General features: G+C 68.9%; 21 protein-coding genes. 15 read left to right on the top strand and 6 right to left on the bottom strand.

Going from position 1 to position 18,641, the window contains the following annotated elements; genetic code table 11:
- Window positions 1-17: 17 nt before the first annotated feature.
- The gene (locus tag ABD736_RS13760; protein WP_344792436.1) at window positions 18-641 is read right to left on the bottom strand and encodes a TetR/AcrR family transcriptional regulator; all 624 of its coding nucleotides are present in this window, start codon (window positions 639-641) and stop codon (window positions 18-20) included.
- Window positions 642-711: 70 nt separating this feature from the next.
- On the opposite strand from ABD736_RS13760, the gene ABD736_RS13755 reads away from it, so the two are divergent.
- Together ABD736_RS13755 and ABD736_RS13750 are read left to right on the top strand one after the other, a co-directional pair.
- Window positions 712-1,524 (top strand): sugar phosphate isomerase/epimerase family protein, encoded by an 813-nt coding sequence (locus ABD736_RS13755; protein ID WP_344792435.1) that lies wholly within the window; start codon window positions 712-714, stop codon window positions 1,522-1,524.
- Entirely contained in the window at window positions 1,521-2,639 is a 1,119-nt protein-coding gene (locus ABD736_RS13750) for a Gfo/Idh/MocA family protein (protein WP_344792433.1), read from the top strand. The genes ABD736_RS13755 and ABD736_RS13750 overlap by 4 nt, the downstream gene beginning before the upstream one ends.
- Before the next feature lie 135 nt (window positions 2,640-2,774).
- Here the strand turns inward: ABD736_RS13750 and cysE are convergent, their stop codons facing one another.
- Together cysE and cysK are read right to left on the bottom strand one after the other, a co-directional pair.
- Entirely contained in the window at window positions 2,775-3,311 is a 537-nt protein-coding gene (gene cysE, locus ABD736_RS13745; protein ID WP_344792432.1) for a serine O-acetyltransferase, read from the bottom strand.
- Entirely contained in the window at window positions 3,312-4,256 is a 945-nt protein-coding gene (cysK, locus tag ABD736_RS13740) for a cysteine synthase A (protein ID WP_344792431.1), read from the bottom strand.
- 26 nt (window positions 4,257-4,282) lie between these two features.
- On the opposite strand from cysK, the gene prmC reads away from it, so the two are divergent.
- Window positions 4,283-5,161 carry a peptide chain release factor N(5)-glutamine methyltransferase gene (prmC, locus tag ABD736_RS13735; RefSeq protein ID WP_344792430.1) on the top strand — a complete coding sequence of 293 codons (879 nt, stop codon included), beginning with the start codon at window positions 4,283-4,285 and terminating at the stop codon, window positions 5,159-5,161.
- Window positions 5,162-5,254: 93 nt separating this feature from the next.
- Here the strand turns inward: prmC and ABD736_RS13730 are convergent, their stop codons facing one another.
- The 3 genes from ABD736_RS13730 to ABD736_RS13720 are packed head-to-tail and all read right to left on the bottom strand — an operon-like array spanning window position 5,255 to window position 7,975.
- Entirely contained in the window at window positions 5,255-6,193 is a 939-nt protein-coding gene (locus ABD736_RS13730) for a TetR/AcrR family transcriptional regulator C-terminal domain-containing protein (protein WP_344792429.1), read from the bottom strand.
- A gap of 37 nt (window positions 6,194-6,230) precedes the next feature.
- Window positions 6,231-7,031, bottom strand: a complete 801-nt coding sequence (locus tag ABD736_RS13725) for an ABC transporter permease (RefSeq protein ID WP_344792428.1) — start codon at window positions 7,029-7,031, stop codon at window positions 6,231-6,233.
- Window positions 7,028-7,975, bottom strand: coding sequence for an ATP-binding cassette domain-containing protein (locus ABD736_RS13720; RefSeq protein ID WP_344792427.1), 948 nt, complete (start codon window positions 7,973-7,975; stop codon window positions 7,028-7,030). Before ABD736_RS13720 ends, ABD736_RS13725 begins: the two co-directional genes overlap by 4 nt.
- Window positions 7,976-8,118: 143 nt before the next feature.
- On the opposite strand from ABD736_RS13720, the gene ABD736_RS13715 reads away from it, so the two are divergent.
- The 12 genes from ABD736_RS13715 (at window position 8,119) to ABD736_RS13660 (ending at window position 18,592) form a co-directional block, all read left to right on the top strand.
- Entirely contained in the window at window positions 8,119-8,979 is an 861-nt protein-coding gene (locus ABD736_RS13715) for an L-threonylcarbamoyladenylate synthase (RefSeq protein WP_344792426.1), read from the top strand.
- Between the two features lie 6 nt (window positions 8,980-8,985).
- Window positions 8,986-10,176, top strand: coding sequence for an MraY family glycosyltransferase (locus ABD736_RS13710; protein WP_344792425.1), 1,191 nt, complete (start codon window positions 8,986-8,988; stop codon window positions 10,174-10,176).
- Window positions 10,173-10,646 (top strand): Cg1360 family ATP-synthase-associated protein, encoded by a 474-nt coding sequence (locus tag ABD736_RS13705; protein WP_344792424.1) that lies wholly within the window; start codon window positions 10,173-10,175, stop codon window positions 10,644-10,646. Before ABD736_RS13710 ends, ABD736_RS13705 begins: the two co-directional genes overlap by 4 nt.
- 203 nt (window positions 10,647-10,849) lie before the next feature.
- Window positions 10,850-11,647: a F0F1 ATP synthase subunit A gene (atpB, locus tag ABD736_RS13700; protein ID WP_344792423.1), complete on the top strand. Its 798-nt coding sequence runs from the start codon at window positions 10,850-10,852 to the stop codon at window positions 11,645-11,647.
- A gap of 46 nt (window positions 11,648-11,693) precedes the next feature.
- Entirely contained in the window at window positions 11,694-11,918 is a 225-nt protein-coding gene (gene atpE / locus ABD736_RS13695) for an ATP synthase F0 subunit C (protein ID WP_344792422.1), read from the top strand.
- A gap of 32 nt (window positions 11,919-11,950) precedes the next feature.
- The gene (locus ABD736_RS13690) at window positions 11,951-12,505 is read left to right on the top strand and encodes a F0F1 ATP synthase subunit B (RefSeq protein WP_344792421.1); all 555 of its coding nucleotides are present in this window, start codon (window positions 11,951-11,953) and stop codon (window positions 12,503-12,505) included.
- Window positions 12,505-13,299, top strand: coding sequence for a F0F1 ATP synthase subunit delta (locus ABD736_RS13685; protein WP_344792420.1), 795 nt, complete (start codon window positions 12,505-12,507; stop codon window positions 13,297-13,299). The genes ABD736_RS13690 and ABD736_RS13685 overlap by 1 nt, the downstream gene beginning before the upstream one ends.
- 50 nt (window positions 13,300-13,349) lie before the next feature.
- Window positions 13,350-14,984 carry a F0F1 ATP synthase subunit alpha gene (atpA, locus tag ABD736_RS13680; protein ID WP_344792419.1) on the top strand — a complete coding sequence of 545 codons (1,635 nt, stop codon included), beginning with the start codon at window positions 13,350-13,352 and terminating at the stop codon, window positions 14,982-14,984.
- A gap of 2 nt (window positions 14,985-14,986) precedes the next feature.
- Window positions 14,987-15,889 carry a F0F1 ATP synthase subunit gamma gene (locus ABD736_RS13675; protein WP_344792418.1) on the top strand — a complete coding sequence of 301 codons (903 nt, stop codon included), beginning with the start codon at window positions 14,987-14,989 and terminating at the stop codon, window positions 15,887-15,889.
- Window positions 15,890-15,925: 36 nt separating this feature from the next.
- A complete protein-coding gene (gene atpD, locus ABD736_RS13670; RefSeq protein ID WP_344792417.1) occupies window positions 15,926-17,398 on the top strand; it encodes a F0F1 ATP synthase subunit beta in 1,473 nt (490 codons plus the stop codon).
- A 3-nt stretch (window positions 17,399-17,401) separates the two neighbouring features.
- Entirely contained in the window at window positions 17,402-17,665 is a 264-nt protein-coding gene (locus ABD736_RS13665; RefSeq protein ID WP_344792416.1) for a F0F1 ATP synthase subunit epsilon, read from the top strand.
- Between the two features lie 162 nt (window positions 17,666-17,827).
- A complete protein-coding gene (locus ABD736_RS13660; RefSeq protein WP_344792415.1) occupies window positions 17,828-18,592 on the top strand; it encodes a YaaA family protein in 765 nt (254 codons plus the stop codon).
- Window positions 18,593-18,641: the final 49 nt, after the last annotated feature.

Below are 18,641 nucleotides of genomic sequence, written 5' to 3'. Positions count from 1 at the left end.
CGTCGGCAGCGCGGCGGCTAGCCGGCGGACCCAGGAAGAAGCCGCTCGAGCAGGGTGAGCGCGCGGCGCACGTCGACCTCGTCGGGGTCGAGCAGCCACTGCACCTGCAGGCCGTCTGAGGCGGCGATGACGAGCGCGGCCGCGTCCGTCGCGTCGATGTCTGAGGCGATGCGACCGGATGCCTGACCGTCACGGATCCGTCGGGCGAGGTCCTCGCGAACCGCTCGGAACCGCTCCCGGATGAACTCCCGCGAGGCGGGGTGGTCCTCCTGCAGAGCATCCGTCGTGAGCGTTGCGTACAGCCGCACCAGCCCCGGAATCGCCCGGTTGATGTCCGCACTGGCGGTCATGACCTCTACCGCGCCGCGATCGCTCGGGCTGTCGGCCGGGTCGCGCTCCTCGTGCGCGCGGTAGACCTCGACGAGCAGCTCGTCTCGTGAGGCGAAGTAGTGCCGCAGGGTGGCGTGCGAGACGCCGATCGCCTCGCCGAGAGTGCGCAGCGAGGTGCCGTCGACGCCGCGTTCAGCGAACTCGGCGATCGCGCTCTCGATGATCTGGCGGCGGCGGGCGACCCCCTTGGCATAGGGGCCGCGGCCTGAAGCATCCGGTTCGCCTGTCACACTCGCCCCCGTCTCGGTCACAATATCTTCCACTGTACGGGTTTCGTTATAGCATCGTCGTGGTCAGACGTCTGCAACAAAGGAGTGCCCTATGTCGTCCCCCTCCGTCCAGCTCTACTCCGTGCGCGACGCCGTCGATGCGAACGTCGACGACGCGATCGCGCGGCTCGCCGAGATCGGCTTCACGAAGGCCGAGCCGTATGCCTTCCACCTGCGCACCGCCGACCTGAAGCGCGCGCTCACCGCAGCCGGCGTCGAGGCGCCCTCCGGGCACGCGCCCGTGATCGACGCGGAGGACCCTGCGGTCATCTTCGACGCGGCGGCCGAGCTCGGCATCCACACGGTGATCGACCCGTTCATCCCGACCGAGCGCTGGCAGACCGCCGACCAGGTCAAGGGCCTCGCCGAGCGCGTCAACGAACTGGCCCAGCAGGCCGCCGCTCGCGGCCTCGAGTTCGGCTATCACAACCACCAGTGGGAGTTCACGAACAAGCTCGACGGGCGTCCGGTCTTCGAGCTGTTCGCCGAGCAGCTCGAGCCGGGCGTCGTGCTCGAGGTCGACACGTTCTGGGCGACCGTGGGCGGTGCGGATGCCCCGGCCGTGCTGCGCTCGCTGGGGGAGCGTGTGCGCGCGATCCACGTGAAGGACGGCCGCATCGACGAGGCCATTCGCGACGTGCTGCCGAGCAGCGAGAGCGCTCTGATCGTGCCCGAGGCGCTCAAGGCCGCGTTCGAGAACCAGACCCCCGCCGGCCAGGGTGACGTCGATGTCAAGGCGATCCTCGCTGCTGCGCCCGCCGCGCTGCGCGTCGTGGAGTTCGACGCCTACAAGGGCGACGTGTTCGCCGGCATCGCCGAGTCGTTCGCGTGGCTCGCCGAGAACGACAGCGAGGCCGCCGCGTGAGCGGGGCGACCGGCGGTGCGGCGGGCCGCACCGGAATCGGCATCATCGGCGCGGGCAACATCTCGACCCAGTACCTGAAGAACCTCACGACGTTCGAAGAGGTCGAGGTGCGCATGGTCGCCGACATCGACCTGGAGCGTGCGCAGGCGCAGGCCGAAGAGTACGGCGTGCCCGCCTTCGGCACGGTCGACGACCTGCTCGCGCGCGACGACATCGAGCTGGTCGTGAACCTCACGATCCCGGCGGCGCACACCGAGGTCGGCCACCGCATCATCGCGGCGGGCAAGCACGTGTGGAGCGAGAAGCCCGTCGCGCTCGACCACGACTCGGCGGCGGAGCTGCTCGCCGCGGCTGAGAAGGCCGGCCTGCGCGTGGCGTGCGCCCCCGACACGGTGCTCGGGGCAGGCATCCAGACCGCACTGCGTGCGATCGCCCGCGGCGACATCGGCGAGCCGCTGACGGCGACCACGATGTTCCACGTGCCGGGGCCCGAGTCGTGGCATCCCAACCCCGACTTCCTGTTCGCGACGGGCGCCGGGCCGCTGTTCGACATGGGGCCGTACTACGTCACGACGCTCGTGCACGCCTTCGGGTCCGCCTCGCGCGTGCAGGCGGTGTCGTCGAAGTCGCGTGACAGCCGCACGATCGGAAGCGGGCCGCGCGCGGGCCAGACCTTCCCGGTCGAGGTGCCCACGCATCACGCGGCGCTGATCGAGTTCGCCAGCGGCGCCTCTGCACAGTCGACGTTCTCGTTCCAGCACGCGCTGCCGCGGGCCGGCTTCGTCGAGATCAACGGCACAGAGGGCACGATCAGCCTGCCCGACCCGAACAACTTCGACGGCGACAGCACTCTCTGGCGGTATGGGCAGAGCGAGCCGACCGTGATTCCGGCGACCGGCGCCGCGTTCGGCCGCGGCACGGGCATCGTCGAGCTGCTGCGGGCGATTCGCGCGGGAGTTCCCGAGCGCGCGTCCGGAGCCCTGGCGTCGCACGTTCTCGACGTGCTGCTGGGGATCCGGGATGCCGCGGCCAGCGGCTCGGCGGTCGAGATCACCTCACGCGTGGCGCCGATCGCGCCGCTTCCCGAGGAGTGGGACCCGAGCGTCGCGCAGTAACCGCCCCCACGCCTTCGCGCGGCGACAATAGACGTCGGAATCGGCGCCTCGAAACGGCATCTAGTGTCGCCGCGCGAGGGGGTAACGGCATCTAGTGTCGCCGCATGAAGGTGGCACTGCGTGTGGCTGAACGCGCTAGACGTGCGCGTTGCGGTTCGTTGCAGGGATTCCCGTGAGCACCGAATGTTCGGGGAAGTCGTGCGTCACGACGGCGTTCGCGCCGATCTGGCTGTGCGAGCCGATCGAGATGTCGCCGATGAGCTTTGCACCGGCGCCGATCACGACGTCGTCGCCGACCGTCGGGTGACGCTTCGAGCTGTGCCCGCGACGGTTCCCGCCGAGGGTGACGCCGTGGTAGATCAGCACGTCGTCACCGACGACCGCAGTCTCGCCGATCACGACGCCCATGCCGTGGTCGATGACGAGGCGGCGGCCGATCGTCGCACCGGGGTGGATCTCGACGCCGGTTGCCGACCGCGCGGCCTGCGAGAGCAGCCGCGCGGCCAGGCTCAGACCGGGGGAGCGCCACCACCGGTGCGCGATGCGGTACGCCCAGATCGCGTGCATGCCGGAGTACGCGAGGACGATCTCGACCGCCGAACGGGCGGCCGGGTCGCGGCGCTTGACCGCGGCGATGTCCTCGCGCAGGGCGCGCAGGGGGTGGGCAGGCACCTACGCGTCGGCCTCGGCGAGGTGCTTGTAGAGCGCCGTCGAGAAGTAGCGCTCACCGGTGTCGGGAACGACGGCGACGATCGTCTTTCCGGCGTTCTCGGGGCGCTTCGCGAGCTGCACCGCCGCGAACACTGCGGCGCCCGACGAGATGCCCGCGAACACGCCCTCCTCGGCGGCGAGGCGGCGCGCGGTCGCGATGGCGTCGTCGCTCGGCACGGGGAAGACCTCGTCGTAGATCTCGGTGTCGAGCACCTCGGGAATGAAGCCGGCGCCGATGCCCTGGATCTTGTGGGGCCCGTGGGCGCCGCCGCGCAGCACCTCGGTCTCGGCCGGCTCGACGGCGACGACCTTGACCTCGGGGTTCTGCTCTTTGAGGTAGCGGCCGGCGCCGGTGATGGTGCCGCCGGTGCCGATGCCCGAGACGAAGACGTCGACCTTGCCGCCGGTCGCTTCCCAGATCTCGGGGCCAGTGGTCGTGTAGTGGATGGTCGGGTTCGCCTGGTTCTCGAACTGGCGCGCCCAGATGGCGCCCTCTGTGTTCGCCACGATCTCCTGCACCTTGGCGATCGAGGCCTTGATGCCGTCTGCGCCCGGGGTGAGCACGAGCTCGGCGCCGAACGCGCGCAGAATGGCGCGGCGCTCGAGGCTCATAGTGTCCGGCATGACGATGATCGCCTTGTAGCCGCGCGCGGCCGCAGCCATCGCGAGGCCGATGCCCGTGTTGCCGCTCGTCGCCTCGACGATCGTGCCGCCCTCGGTGAGGACGCCATCGGCCTCGGCTGCGTCGATGATGGCGACCGCGATGCGGTCCTTGACGCTGGACGCGGGGTTGAAGAACTCGAGCTTCGCGAGCACGGTGGCGCCCGCGTCGTCGGTGACGCGGTTCAGCGTGACGAGGGGCGTTCCGCCCACCGCCTTGGTGATGTCAGGAAGAATCTCGGCCATAGCGAAAGCCTATTGTTGCTGAGGTTATGAACACGACGCCCGTTACGATCCGAGGCTTGCTCAGCGAGGTCACGCAGCAGCTTTCCGACGCAGGAGTGCCCACTCCCGCCGTCGACGCCGCTTTGCTGATCGGGTTTGTGACGGATGCGTCGCGTGGGCGCGTGCAGGCGATGGCGTTGACGGATGCCTCGGCCGACGCATCCGTCGTCGAGAAGGTGCGTGAGCTCGCCTCGAGGCGCGCCGCGCGCGAGCCCCTGCAGCACATCACCGGCACCGCCGCCTTCCGGTCGCTCGAGCTCGCCGTCGGCCCCGGCGTCTTCGTGCCACGGCCCGAGACCGAGCACGTCGTGCAGTTCGCGATCGATGCACTGCGGCAGGCCGCGAGACCCGAGCCGATCGCCGTCGACCTGGGCTCCGGCAGCGGTGCGATCGCCCTGTCGCTCGCCGTCGAGGTGCCGCACGCCCGGGTGTTCGGCGTCGAGAAATCGGCCGACGCGCTCCCGTGGACCCGGCGCAACTTCGAGGCATCCGGCGCCGCCAACGCGACGCTCGTCGAGGGTGATCTCGTCGACCCTGCACTGCTCGCCGAGCTCGACGGCACGGTCGACGTCGTGATCTCGAACCCGCCCTATGTCCCGGCCGATGCGGTCCCGCGCGACCCCGAGGTGCGGCTGTTCGACCCCGCGATGGCGCTCTACGGCGGACCCGACGGCCTCGACCTCGTGCGCGCGCTGTCGCACACCGCGCTGCGGCTCGCGCACCCCGGTGCCCTGCTGGTCATCGAGCACGGAGAGCTGCAAGGCGAGGAGATCCGCGGCATCCTCGCCGCGGACGGCTGGCGCGCGGCATCCACCCACCCGGACCTCACCGGTCGCGACCGCGCCACGACGGCGCTGCGCCCCTGAGCCGCGCGCACGTTTCGGCACACAATGCACGATCCGTCACCCGAAAAGGCCCCCGCTGCGTGCCAAATCGTGCGTTGCTGACGCGCGCCCGCGTCAGTCGCGCCGCCGCGCCGCCTCGCGCTCTGCCGCGGCCTTCGCCCGCTCACGCGCGTTCTTGAGCGCTTCGAGTTCGCGCTTCTGCGCCTCGCGCAGCGCCTTCTCGGCTTCGCGGCGGCGCTGCGCCGCCTCTTTCACCTTGGGATCTTTCGCGTAATGCTCCAGATCTGAGTCGGGCTTCGGCGGCGCGGGCGCTTCGGCCCCTGAACCCTTCGCCGCGACGTATGCCGAGAGGCCGTCGAGAATCCTCTCGAGCCCGAAGGCGGCGTCGTCGAACTCCTGGTCGGTGAGCTGGCCGGAATCCAGCACCTTCCGCAGCTCGGGGAACTCCGCCGGGTCGAGCAGCTCGCGCAGCACGGTCTCATATGCCGCGCCCGTCGCCTCCTCAGGCGAGACGCCTGCGGAACTCAGCTGGTGCTGGATGGCGACCGCGACGCGCGCGTGATTGGCCAGCACGAGGATCGCCGCCATCTTCTCGAGTCCGCTCAGCGGAGTGCGAGCAAGGGCCGCGAGTGCATCCTCGAGCGTTCGGAGCTCGCCGGGCATCATGGGAATGCCGGTGATCGGCAGCTCGGTGATCCACGGATGCTTCGCCAGCTGCGTCATCGTCGCAAGGGTCCACCGGCGCAGCTCGGCGCGCCAGTCCTCGCCGCCCGCCGCAGGCAGTTCGATGCCCGACACCGAATCCTGCATGAGCTTCAGCAGGTCGTCCTTCGCGGTGACATAGCGGTACAGCGACATGGTTGTGTAGCCGAGCTCCTGCGCCACCCGCGCCATCGAAACTGCCCCAAGGCCTTCCGCGTCGGCGATGCCGACCGCAGTCTCGACGATGCGCTCGATCGACAGCTCGCGCTTGGGTCCGCGCTGCGGGTTGGCCGCGACGCCCCACGCCAGAGCGATGGCGTGGGGCAGCGCGGGCTCTGACTGGTCGGCCATGTCGGCCAGTCTAGGAAGCACCCACTCGGGAACGAGATCAGGCAAGCGTGCGCCGGCGATAGACGATGACGGATGCCACGACCGCGGCGACCCCCAGCGAGATCAGCCACGCCAGCGCCGCCGCCACGGTGGCGCCGTCCGCGCTGCCGGCGAACAGGCCGCGCACCGTCTCGATGATCGGTGTGAATGGCTGATGCTCGGCGAAGCCGCGCAGCCAGTGCGGCATGGTGTCGACCGGCACGAACCCGCTCGACATGTACGGCACGAACAGGAACACGAAGTTCACCGACTGCGCCGCATCGACGGAGAGCACGAGGCCGGCGAAGCAGGTGATCCAGGTGAACGAGAGCGCCGCGAGCGCGAGGTAGGCCCAGGCGAGCACCCAGCCGCCGGCGTCCGCCGCGGGCCGCCAGCCCAGCGCGACAGCGACCAGCACCACCGGAATGCACGCGACGAGGTTGCGCAGCACTCCGGCGACGACGTGGCCGAGCAGCACGGCCGGCTCGAACATGGGCAGCGTCTTGTAGCGGTCGATGACGCCGGAGGTCATGTCCTGCGCGACGCTGATCGCCGTGAACGACGCGCCCATTCCCACGCACAGGATCAGCACGCCGGGAACCACGTAGTTCACGTAGTGCCCGTCGCGGTCCACGGCGCCGCCGAAGATCTCGACGAAGACGAGCATGATCACCGTCGGCAGCAGCAGGCTCGAGAACAGGCTGTCGAAGCTGCGCAGGGTGCGCCGCAGCTCGCGCCCGATGAGGCGCGTGGTGTCGCCCAGTGGGCGGATGCCGGACGCAGCGCGTGCCGGCGCGAGGGTCGTGGTGAGCGCGGTCATGCCGCCGCCTCCTGTTCTGAAGTCTCCGAGCGGCGCCCGGTGAGGGTGAGGAACACGTCGTCGAGCGTCGGGCGCTCGATGCGCACGTCGGCGACGTTCGCGCCAGGGGCGCCGTCGAACAGCGTGCGCAGGGTGGCCGCGGCGTCCGCCGTGGCGATCGCGAGCGTGAGTGAGTCAGGGTCGACGGATGCCTGCGGCGAGGCAGCCTGCCCGAGAGCCAGCGACGCCCGATCTGCGAACGAGACCACCACGCGGTCGGTGTCGACGCGGCGCTTCAGCGCGGCGGGGGAGCCGTGCGCGATGACGCCGCCCTGGTCGAGCACGACGACGTCGTCGGCGAGGGCATCGGCCTCGTCGAGGTACTGCGTCGTCAGCAGCACCGTCGTGCCGCCTGCCACGAGGTCGCGCACCGCCTGCCACACCTGGGTGCGGCTGCGCGGGTCGAGGCCGGTGGTGGGCTCGTCGAGCACGAGCACCTCCGGTCGGGGCAGCAGGCTGATGGCGAGATCGAGCCGTCGGCGCATGCCACCGGAGTACGTCGAGACGCGGCGGCTCGCGGCATCCGTCAGCTCGAAATCGGTGAGCAGCTGCGTGACGCGAGCCCGTGCGGCGCGCCCGCGCAAGCCGGCGATGCCGGCCATCAGCGCGAGGTTCTCGCGACCGGTGAGGAAACCGTCGACCGCGGCGTACTGCCCGGTGAGGCTCAGGCTGCGGCGCACGCGATCGGGCGCCTGCGCGACGTCGTGCCCGCAGACGCGGGCCGTGCCGCCGTCGGCGCGCAGCAGGGTGCTGAGGATGCCCACAGTGGTGGTCTTGCCCGCGCCGTTCGGGCCGAGCAGCGCGAGCACGGTGCCACGGCGCGCAGCGAAGTCGACGCCGTCGAGCACCCAGCGGCGGCCGTAGCGCTTCCGCAGCGCGACGACCTCGATTGCATTCGGGTCCATGATCGGCCCTTTCTGCTTAGGGGATAGATGAATGTGTATGACATACACATTGCGTAGACCATAAGCAGTTACGGATGCCGCGTCAAGACCTGCCAGCGGCGCGAAGCGAGTTGCAAGCAAGTCATAAGTAGACTTCGGCTGTCATGCCCTCGATCTACGACTGCTCAGACCCCGACGAACTGCTCACCGGAACCCGCCTGGCCCGCCAGGCGCTCGGCCGCGGTGAGCTCGCCGTGATCCCCACCGACACGGTGTACGGCGTCGCAGCCGACGCGTTCAACGCGGCCGCCGTGCAGCGGCTGCTCGACGCCAAGGGCCGTGGTCGGCAGTCGCCGCCTCCCGTGCTGATCGGCGACCTCAAGACCCTCGACGCGCTCGCCGCGGACGTGCCGGACGAGGCTCGACAGCTGGCCGAGGCGTTCTGGCCAGGCGGCCTCACCATCGTCTTCACCGCCCAGCCGTCGCTCATCTGGGACCTCGGCGAGACGCACGGCACCGTCGCCCTGCGCATGCCCGACCACAAGATCGCCCTCGAGCTGCTCGGTGAGACCGGCCCGCTCGCGGTGTCGAGCGCCAACAAGACAGGTCTGCCCGCTGCCAAGACGGCCGTGGCCGCCGAAGAGATGCTGGGCGACGCGATCGAGGTCTACCTCGACGCGGGCCTCGCCGGCGCCGCCTACGACGGCGTCACCGAGACGGGGGCGAGCGAGTCGTCGACGATCGTCGACGTCACGGGGCTCGCGGACGGACGCGGGGTGCGGATTCTTCGCCAGGGCGTCGTCTCGGCCGATCAGCTGCGCGCGGTGATCGGCGACAAGCTCGAGACCCCCGAGCAGGTCGAGGCAGCGGCGGCCGAGGCCGCCCTGGGCGATGGGTCCTCGGAGGCGCACGACACCGCTGCGCCCGCCGAGCCGGTCCAGGCCGACTCCGACGAGCCGGCCGCCGAGGCGGATGCGGCCGCCGCCGACACCGAGGCCGCAGCGGGCTCCGACCCGGAAGCCTGACGCCCTATGACCCTTCTCGCGCTGCTCGGTCTCTTCACCGCGCTCGTGACCTTCGGGCTGTCGTGGGCGGTCTACCGCCTCGCGCTGCGCTTCAAGCTCTATCCGGCGATCCGCGAGCGCGACGTGCACACGCGGCCGACGCCCCGCCTGGGCGGCGTCGCGATCTTCTTCGGCGTGCTCATCGCGTTCGGCGCCGCGTGGCAGTTCTCGGGCAGGTTCCCGCTGCTGCAGATCGTCTTCAACGACCCGAAGCCCGTTCTCGGCATCCTCGGCGGCAGCCTGCTCATCGTCGTGATCGGCGTGGTCGACGACCTCGTCGACCTCGACTGGATGACCAAGCTCGCCGGCCAGATGGTGGCCGCCGGGCTCGTCGCCTGGTCGGGCGTGCAGATCCTGTCGCTGCCGATCGGCGGTCTCACGGTGTGGTCGCCCCTCACCAGCGTCATCATCACGGTCATCGTGATCGTGCTCACGATGAACGCCATCAACTTCATCGACGGGCTCGACGGACTGGTCGTCGGCGTCGCACTGATCGCGAACTGCGTGTTCCTCGTCTACACGTACTCGATCACGGTCCGCACGAGCCCGATGAACTACTTCTCTCTGGCATCCGTCATCACCGCGATCTTGATCGGCGCGTGCGTCGGCTTCCTGCCGCTCAACTGGCACCCCGCACGCATGTTCATGGGCGACGCCGGTGCCCTGCTCATCGGGCTGCTGATGTCGGCGAGCGCAGTCGCGGTGACGGGCCAGTTCGACCCGTCGACGCTGCAGCATGTCGTCGGCCGCACCCACCTGCTGTCCGCGTTCCTGCCGATCGTGCTGCCGCTGGCGGTGCTGATCGTGCCGTTCCTCGACTTCGGGCTCGCCGTCATCCGGCGCGTCAACGCGGGGCGGTCGCCGATGGCGGCCGACCGCAAGCATCTGCACCACCGCCTGCTCGACATGGGCCACTCGCATTTCCACGCGGTGCTGATCTTCTACGCATGGACGGCGGTCGTCTCGATCGGCATGCTGCTGTTCTCGTTCTCGCCGACCGTGCCCACGTGGGTGGCGATCGCGTTCGTGGTCGTGGGGCTGCTGGCGTGCACCGTCGTCACTCTTGCGCCGCTCGGCCGCCGCCGCACCGTCCTGGCAGCAGAGGCGCACGGCATCGACCCGACGATCGAGGTCGTCCAGAAAGAGGAGGCCTCATGACCGCCCCGCGCCCGGAATCCGCCGTCAACCAGGTGATGCGCACCGCCCTGAAATGGGACGCCATCATCGTCGCGGCGATCGCCGTGGTCGCCGTCGTGCTCGGCGCGATCTTCGCCGGGGGAGTGGGCGTCACGAGCGCGCTGATCGGTGCGGCGATGGGCCTCGTCTTCCTCGGCATCACCGCGGCAAGCATCCTGTTCGCCAATCGCTACGCGGGCGGCGAGCTCTTCGCCGGCATCTTCTTCGCGATCGTGCTCGGCGGCTGGATCATCAAGTTCATCGTCTTCATCGTGATCGCGGTGCTGCTGCGGCACCAGCCGTGGGTCAACGCCTACGTGCTGTTCCTGTCGATCATCGCGGGCGTGCTCGGCTCGCTCTTCGTCGATGTCGTGGTCGTGATCCGCAGCCGGATTCCGATCGCCGTCGGCCCCGGTGAGCGCGGTCGGTCCGAATCGGGCGAGAAAGAATAGGGCTCTGTTCGGCAAATGGCGAGGAATCCGCGCCGATTGACAGTCGATTGATTCGAACGCATCCCGATTGTCTTGTAGAGTGATTCCGATCCCCCTGCCTGCTCCGCGGCATATGCCGCGCAGGGCTCGGCATAACTCCATCGTCGCCCTTTCATCGGGGCGCTCGGTGCCTGAATCAGGAGATAGCGCTGTTCAGTAACGCTGTGAACCTGTTGGTTTCGTCCTCGGCCAACGACGGTCAGTTCCAGGGCCCCTCGATCGACGAGTTCTTCCCGGGCGGGGTCCTGTTCCAGGGCACGGTCTTCGAGATGAACCGCGTGATGCTGATCCGCGTCGTCGCGACCATCGCCCTGATCGTCCTGTTCTGGATCGGCACGCGCTCGATGAAGCTCGTGCCTGGCCGCTTCCAGTCGGTCGTCGAGATGGGCCTCGACTTCATCCGCGTCGGCGTCGTCGAAGACCTCCTCGGCAAGAAGGACGGCCGTCGCTTCTTCCCGCTGATCGCCTCGATCTTCTTCTTCGTGCTGTTCATGAACATCACGGGTGTCATCCCGTTCATGAACATCGCCGGCTCCTCCGTGATCGGTGTGCCGCTGCTGCTGGCGGTGGTGTCCTACGTGGCGTTCATCTACGCAGGCGTGCGCAAGGGCACCGGCCACTTCTTCAAGAACGCGCTGTTCCCCGCGGGCGTCCCGTGGCCGCTGTACATCATCGTGACCCCGATCGAGTTCATCTCGACGTTCATCGTGCGTCCCATCACGCTGACGCTGCGACTGCTGATGAACATGATCGTCGGCCACCTGCTGCTGGTGCTGTTCTTCACCGCGACGACCTTCTTCTTCATCGAAGCACCCATCGCGCTCAAGGCCTTCGGCCTCGGCACCCTGGCCTTCGGCTTCGCCTTCCAGCTCTTCGAGGTGCTGGTCGGCCTGCTGCAGGCATACGTCTTCGCAATCCTCACCACTGTCTACATTCAGTTGGCAGTGGCGGACGAGCACTAACCGGGCCGGCACCCGCCGTCCTGATCACGGAAGGAAAACACACACAGTGGACATCGCTGCTATCTCCGGCAACATCGCCACCGTCGGTTACGGCCTCGCGGCCATCGGCCCGGCCATCGGCGTCGGCATCGTCGTCGGCAAGACGATCGAGGGTGTCGCCCGTCAGCCCGAGCTGGCCTCGCGCCTGCAGGTTCTGATGTGGATCGGTATCGCGTTCACCGAGGCGCTCGCGTTCATCGGTATCGCGACGTACTTCATCTTCACGTCCTGACCCCCGCCAGCACCAAGCAATAAGGAGGCGTGATGGTTCACGCAGTCGTAGCTGCGGCGGAGGCGACGAAGAACCCGCTGATCCCGGAGTGGTCCGACCTCATCTGGGCGGCGCTGTGCTTCGTGGTCGTCGTCGTGTTCTTCGTGTGGAAGTTCATCCCGAGCTTCACCAAGCTGCTCGACGACCGCGCCGCGGCGATCGAGGGCAACATCGCGAAGGCCGACGAGGCGCAGAACAAGGCCGAGGCCCTGCTCGAGCAGTACACGGCACAGCTCGCGGATGCCCGCACCGAGGCCGCTTCGATCAAGGAGCAGGCTCGTGAAGAGGGCAAGCGGATCATCGCCGAGCAGAAGGAGCAGGCGACCCTCGAGGCCGCCCGCGTCACCCAGGCTGCTCAGGCTCAGATCGAGGCCGAGCGCAAGCAGGCCGCCGCGCAGCTGCGCAGCGAGGTCGGCACGCTCGCGATCGACCTGGCCTCCGGCGTCATCGGCGAATCGCTGAAGGACGACGACAAGGCGGCGGGCATCGTCGACCGCTTCCTGGCCGAGCTCGAGGCGAGCGAGGGCAAGGCGGGGGCGCAGGCCTGATGGGCAGTGCCACCCGCGAAGCGCTGACCGCTGTGCGCGACACCCTCGCGCAGCAGGGCGGCGCTGCCGACCTCGGCGCCGGCGAGGAGCTGTTCTCGCTCGCGCGTCTGCTCGGCTCCTCGGTGCAGCTTCGCAGCGCGGTCGCCGACCCGACGGCCGAGCCGGCCGAGAAGAAGGCGCTCGTCGAGCGCGTCTTCGCCGGCAAGGTGTCCGGGGCGGCGCTCGCCGTTCTCAGCACCGCAGCGCAGCAGCGCTGGTCGGAGCCCGGCGACATCGTCGACGGTCTCGAAGAGGCTGGCGTGCGCGCGATCGCGGATTCGGCTCCTGAGTCGCTCTCGATCAGCGACGAGCTGTTCGCGGTCGGCCGCGCCGTCGCCGGCGACGCCCAGCTCGAGCTCGCTCTGCGCAGCAAGCTCGCCGACCCGGCCGCCAAGGTCGGTGTCGTTGAGCGGCTGCTGCAGACGAAGGCCTCGGCGCAGACCGTTGCGATCGTGCGGCAGCTCGTCGCAGACCCGCGCGGCCGCGGCATCCGTGAGTCCCTGCGCTGGGCCCAGCAGACGGTCGCCGACCAGAAGCAGGCCGTCCTCGCCACCGTGACCAGCGCGCAGCCGCTCACCGCCGCCCAGCTCGACCGCCTGCGCGCGGCGCTCTCGAAGCGCTACGGCAAGGCGATCGCCTTCAACTCCGTCATCGACCCCGAGCTCATCGGCGGCCTGCGCGTGCGGGTCGGCGACGACGTCATCGACTCGAGCGTCGCCACGCGTCTTTCCGACGTGCGGCTCCAGCTCGCATAACACCGGTCTTCACCGCTGAGGCCAGCCGCCTCGCTTACAAAAGGAACAACATGGCAGACATCTCCATCAGCCCCGACGAGATCCGGGACGCGCTGAAGGACTTCGTCACGTCGTACGAGCCCAGCAAGGCGACCGCCACCGAGGTCGGCCACGTGCTCGACGCCGCTGACGGCATCGCCCACGTCGAGGGTCTTCCGGGCGTCATGGCGAACGAGCTCGTCCGCTTCGCGGACGGCACCCTCGGCCTCGCGCTGAACCTCGACGAGAACGAGATCGGCGTCGTCGTGCTCGGCGAGTTCGGCGGCATCGAAGAGGGCCAGGAAGTCACCCGCACCGGCGAGGTGCTCTCGGTCGGCATCGGCGACGGCTATCTCGGCCGCGTCGTCGACCCGCTCGGCAACCCGATCGACGGCCTCGGTGAGATCGCGACCGAGGGCCGCCGCGCCCTCGAGCTTCAGGCGCCCGGCGTCATGCAGCGCAAGTCGGTGCACGAGCCGATGCAGACCGGCATCAAGGCGATCGACGCGATGATCCCGATCGGCCGCGGCCAGCGCCAGCTGATCATCGGCGACCGCCAGACCGGCAAGACCGCGATCGCGATCGACACGATCATCAACCAGAAGGCCAACTGGGAGACCGGCGACCCCGACAAGCAGGTGCGCTGCATCTACGTCGCGATCGGCCAGAAGGGCTCGACCATCGCCTCGGTGAAGGGCGCCCTAGAAGAGGCCGGCGCGATGGAGTACACCACCATCGTCGCGGCCCCCGCCTCGGACCCGGCCGGCTTCAAGTACCTCGCCCCCTACACCGGCTCGGCCATCGGCCAGCACTGGATGTACGGCGGCAAGCACGTCCTGATCATCTTCGACGACCTGACCAAGCAGGCTGAGGCCTACCGCGCCGTGTCGCTGCTGCTGCGCCGCCCGCCGGGCCGCGAGGCATACCCGGGTGACGTGTTCTACCTGCACTCGCGCCTGCTCGAGCGCTGCGCGAAGCTGTCCGACGACCTCGGCCACGGCTCGATGACCGGTCTGCCGATCATCGAGACCAAGGCGAACGACGTCTCGGCCTACATCCCGACCAACGTGATCTCGATCACCGACGGCCAGATCTTCCTGCAGTCCGACCTGTTCAACGCGAACCAGCGCCCGGCGGTCGACGTCGGTATCTCGGTCTCGCGTGTCGGTGGCGACGCGCAGCTGAAGCACATCAAGAAGGTCTCCGGCACGCTGAAGCTCGAGCTGGCCCAGTACCGCTCGCTGCAGGCGTTCGCGATGTTCGCTTCCGACCTCGACGCGGCGTCGCGCCGTCAGCTCGAGCGCGGTGCGCGTCTGACCGAGCTGCTGCGCCAGCCGCAGTACTCGCCGTACCCCGTCGAGGAGCAGGTCGTCTCGATCTGGGCCGGTACCAACGGCAAGCTCGACGACATCGAGGTCGAGGACATCCTCCGCTTCGAGAGCGAGCTGCTCGACCACCTGCGTCGCAACACCAAGGTGCTCGACACGCTGCGTGAGTCCGGCCAGCTCTCCGACGAGACGGTCGCCGAGATCTCCTCGCAGATCGACAAGTTCAAGCTCGAGTTCCAGACCGGCAAGGGCCAGCCCCTGGCCGCCCCCGGTTCTGAGCAGCACGAGGCGCTCGACGCCGACGCTGTCGAGCAGGAGAAGATCGCCGGGAACCGCTAGTCATGGGCGCTCAGCTTCGCATCTACCGGTCGAAGATCCGGTCCGCGCAGACGACGAAGAAGATCACCCGCGCGATGGAGCTCATCAGCGCGAGCCGCATCGCGAAGGCGCTCGCTCGCGTGAACGAGGCCGGTCCCTACACGCAGGAGATCTCGAAGGCGGTGGCGCTCGTCGCACACCGCTCGAACGTCGAGCACATCCTGACGACCGAGCCGAAGTCGATCAAGCGCGCGCTGATCATGGTCTTCACGTCTGACCGCGGTCTTGCCGGCGCATTCAACTCGCAGGTGATCCGCCAGGCGCTGCAGCTCGAGGCGCTGCTCAAAGAGCAGGGCAAAGAGGTGGAGTACTTCCTGATCGGCCGCAAGGCGGTGGGCTACTTCGCGTTCCGCAAGCGGGCGTACCTCGAGAGCTGGACGGGCGAGACCGACCAGCCCTCGTTCGAGCTCGCGAAGGAGATCAGCGACAAGCTGATCGAGCTCTTCACCCGTGAAGAGGCCGACGGCGGCGTGAACGAGATCCACGGCGTGTTCAACCGCTTCGTGAGCTCGATCACGCAGACGCCGACCGTGCGCCGGCTGCTGCCGCTGCAGATCGAGGGCAAGCTCGAGGACGACTCGGTGCCAGACGTCGACGGCGTCGCCCCGCTGTACGAGTTCGAACCCGACGCCGAGACGGTGCTCGACCGGCTGCTTCCGGCATACATCGAGAGCCGCGTCTTCTACGCCCTGCTGCAGTCTGCGGCGTCGAAGCACGCCGCCACGCAGAAGGCGATGAAGTCGGCATCCGACAACGCGGACAAGCTGATCACCAACTACACGCGCCTCGCCAACAACGCACGTCAGGCAGAGATCACGCAGCAGATCTCCGAGATCGTCGGCGGCGCCGACGCCCTCGCGTCCTGACCCCACAGCCTGTTTGAGAGACAGAGAGAGACAACAATGACCATCACCGCCGAGACCCCCGGCACGGGCGCACAGACCGCGCCCGGCGTCGGCCGCGTTGCGCGCGTCACCGGTCCCGTCGTGGACATCGAGTTCCCCCACGACGCGATCCCTGAGGTTTACAACGCCCTCAAGACCACCATCAGCTTCACGGGCGACGAGGAAGAGGCCCGCGAGATCACGCTCGAGGTCGCGCAGCACCTCGGCGACGACCTCGTGCGCGCCATCTCGCTGAAGCCGACCGACGGCATCGTCCGCGGCCAGGAGGTGCGCGACACCGGCGCTCCCATCTCGGTGCCCGTCGGCGACGTCACCAAGGGCCGTGTCTTCGACGTGACCGGCGAGGTCCTCAACGCCCAGCCCGGCGAGAAGATCGAGATCACCGAGCGCTGGCCGATTCACCGCAAGGCGCCCTCGTTCGACCAGCTCGAGTCGAAGACGACCATGTTCGAGACCGGCATCAAGGTCATCGACCTGCTCACGCCGTACGTGCAGGGTGGCAAGATCGGCCTGTTCGGCGGCGCGGGCGTCGGCAAGACCGTTCTCATCCAGGAGATGATCCAGCGCGTCGCGCAGGACCACGGCGGTGTGTCGGTGTTCGCCGGCGTCGGCGAGCGCACCCGTGAGGGCAACGACCTCATCCACGAGATGGACGAGGCCGGCGTCTTCGACAAGACCGCTCTCGTGTTCGGCCAGATGGACGAGCCGCCGGGGACGCGTCTGCGCGTCGCCCTCTCGGCGCTGACCATGGCCGAGTACTTCCGCGACGTCCAGAAGCAGGACGTGCTGCTGTTCATCGACAACATCTTCCGCTTCACGCAGGCGGGCTCCGAGGTGTCGACGCTGCTCGGCCGCATGCCCTCCGCGGTGGGCTACCAGCCGAACCTCGCCGACGAGATGGGTGTTCTGCAGGAGCGCATCACCTCGACGCGCGGCCACTCGATCACCTCGCTGCAGGCGATCTACGTGCCGGCCGACGACTACACCGACCCGGCCCCGGCGACCACCTTCGCGCACCTCGACGCGACCACCGAGCTCTCGCGTGAGATCGCCTCGCAGGGTCTGTACCCCGCGGTCGACCCGCTGGCCTCGACCTCGCGCATCCTCGACCCGCGCTACATCGGTGAGGACCACTACCGCGTGGCCACTACGGTGAAGCAGATCCTGCAGAAGAACAAGGAGCTGCAGGAGATCATCGCGATCCTCGGTGTCGACGAGCTCTCCGAAGAGGACAAGATCACGGTCGAGCGTGCTCGCCGCATCCAGCAGTTCCTCTCGCAGAACACCTACATGGCGAAGAAGTTCACCGGTGTCGAGGGCTCCACGGTTCCCATCAAGGACACCATCGAGTCGTTCGACGCGATCGCCAAGGGCGAGTTCGACCACGTCGCCGTCCAGGCGTTCTTCAACGTCGGTGCCATCTCCGACGTGGAAGAGAAGTGGGCGCAGATCCAGAAGGAGAACGCGTAGGCCATGGCGAAGCTGCTCAACGTCAGCGTGGTCGCCGCAGACCACAAGGTGTGGTCGGGCGAGGCGGCCATGGTCGTCGCCAAGACCACTGACGGCGAGATCGGCGTGCTACCCGGCCGCGAGCCCGTGCTCGCACTGCTCGCCAGCGGCCAGGTGCGCCTGACGCTGCCGGGCGGTGAGCGCATCACGGCGAACGCCGAGGGCGGCTACTTCTCGGTCGCGGCCGACATCGTCACGATCGTCGCCTCCAAGGCCGAGCTGGTCTGAACCCATGCTGTGCCGGTCCTAGCCCGGCGCACGACGCTCGTCTGTCTCTCTCAACGGAAGTCCCGTCCCGCTCGCCGGGGCGGGACTTCCGCATTCCACCGGTGGTCGACTAGCGCGCGCGGAGCCGCGCGTATCGAGCCCCCTTCATCGCAGGAATCCGATTTGCTCCTTCTTCTGCCCCCGTCCGAGACCAAGCGCGCGGGCGGCGCGCCCGGCTCGCGGCTCGCGTTGTCGAGCCTGCGCTTCCCGATGCTGACGGATGCCCGCCGGGCCACCCTCGACGCGGTCGCCGCCCTCGCCGAAGACCACGAGGCCGCGGTCAAGGCGCTGAAGCTCGGCGTGAAGCAGCACCACGAGGTCGCGAAGAACCGGGCCCTCGAGACGTCTGAGCTGCTGCCGGCCGCCGATCGCTACACGGGGGTGCTCTACGACGCGCTCGACGCGGCGTCGTTGCCGCAGGAAGCGCGTGAGCACCTCGGGCGGCACGTCGTGATCCATTCGGCGGTGCTCGGCCCGATCGGGGCTCTGGATGAGATTCCCGACTACCGGCTGTCGCACGATTCGCGTCTTCCCGGAGTGCGGTTGAAGGCGCTGTGGGCGGATGCCGCGGCCGAGGCGCTCGCGAATGAGAGCGGCCTCGTTCTCGACGCGCGATCGCAGGGCTACTCCGCGCTGGGGCCGGTGCCGCACGGCATCCGCCTCGAGGTGGTCGCCGAGGGCGCGGACGGTCGGCGCCGTGCGCTCAATCACTTCAACAAGCACGCCAAGGGCGAGCTCGCGCGAGCGTATGCCGCAAGCGGCGAGACGCCGACCTCTGTCGCCGAGTTTGTCGAGTGGGGCGCTGCGCATGGCTTCCGGCTGGAGCCGGGCGATGCGACGGATGCCCGGCACGCGGGAACGGTCACGCTCGTCACTGTGGCCGCATAGCGCGTGGCCGGCTGAGGCTGTCGGTCGTCGGCGCGCCGCGAACGGGGGT

Source organism: Gryllotalpicola daejeonensis, assembly GCF_039538145.1.
Taxonomy (GTDB): Bacteria; Actinomycetota; Actinomycetes; order Actinomycetales; family Microbacteriaceae; genus Gryllotalpicola; species Gryllotalpicola daejeonensis.
Note: the sequence above shows the minus strand (reverse complement) of the source record. Positions and strands in the feature narration are given on the sequence as shown.

Bases quoted from the DNA above. Each gene is read 5' to 3' on its own strand.
- atpA (WP_344792419.1), top strand. From the start codon at position 13,350: ATGGCAGACATCTCCATCAGCCCCGACGAGATCCGGGACGCGCTGAAG.
- ABD736_RS13715 (WP_344792426.1), top strand. From the start codon at position 8,119: ATGCCCTCGATCTACGACTGCTCAGACCCCGACGAACTGCTCACCGGA.
- prmC (WP_344792430.1), top strand. From the start codon at position 4,283: ATGAACACGACGCCCGTTACGATCCGAGGCTTGCTCAGCGAGGTCACG.
- ABD736_RS13725 (WP_344792428.1), bottom strand. From the start codon at position 7,031: ATGACCGCGCTCACCACGACCCTCGCGCCGGCACGCGCTGCGTCCGGC.
- cysK (WP_344792431.1), bottom strand. From the start codon at position 4,256: ATGGCCGAGATTCTTCCTGACATCACCAAGGCGGTGGGCGGAACGCCC.
- ABD736_RS13730 (WP_344792429.1), bottom strand. From the start codon at position 6,193: ATGGCCGACCAGTCAGAGCCCGCGCTGCCCCACGCCATCGCTCTGGCG.
- ABD736_RS13705 (WP_344792424.1), top strand. From the start codon at position 10,173: ATGACCGCCCCGCGCCCGGAATCCGCCGTCAACCAGGTGATGCGCACC.
- ABD736_RS13690 (WP_344792421.1), top strand. From the start codon at position 11,951: ATGGTTCACGCAGTCGTAGCTGCGGCGGAGGCGACGAAGAACCCGCTG.
- ABD736_RS13685 (WP_344792420.1), top strand. From the start codon at position 12,505: ATGGGCAGTGCCACCCGCGAAGCGCTGACCGCTGTGCGCGACACCCTC.
- ABD736_RS13675 (WP_344792418.1), top strand. From the start codon at position 14,987: ATGGGCGCTCAGCTTCGCATCTACCGGTCGAAGATCCGGTCCGCGCAG.
- ABD736_RS13720 (WP_344792427.1), bottom strand. From the start codon at position 7,975: ATGGACCCGAATGCAATCGAGGTCGTCGCGCTGCGGAAGCGCTACGGC.
- ABD736_RS13710 (WP_344792425.1), top strand. From the start codon at position 8,986: ATGACCCTTCTCGCGCTGCTCGGTCTCTTCACCGCGCTCGTGACCTTC.
- ABD736_RS13755 (WP_344792435.1), top strand. From the start codon at position 712: ATGTCGTCCCCCTCCGTCCAGCTCTACTCCGTGCGCGACGCCGTCGAT.
- ABD736_RS13665 (WP_344792416.1), top strand. From the start codon at position 17,402: ATGGCGAAGCTGCTCAACGTCAGCGTGGTCGCCGCAGACCACAAGGTG.
- atpD (WP_344792417.1), top strand. From the start codon at position 15,926: ATGACCATCACCGCCGAGACCCCCGGCACGGGCGCACAGACCGCGCCC.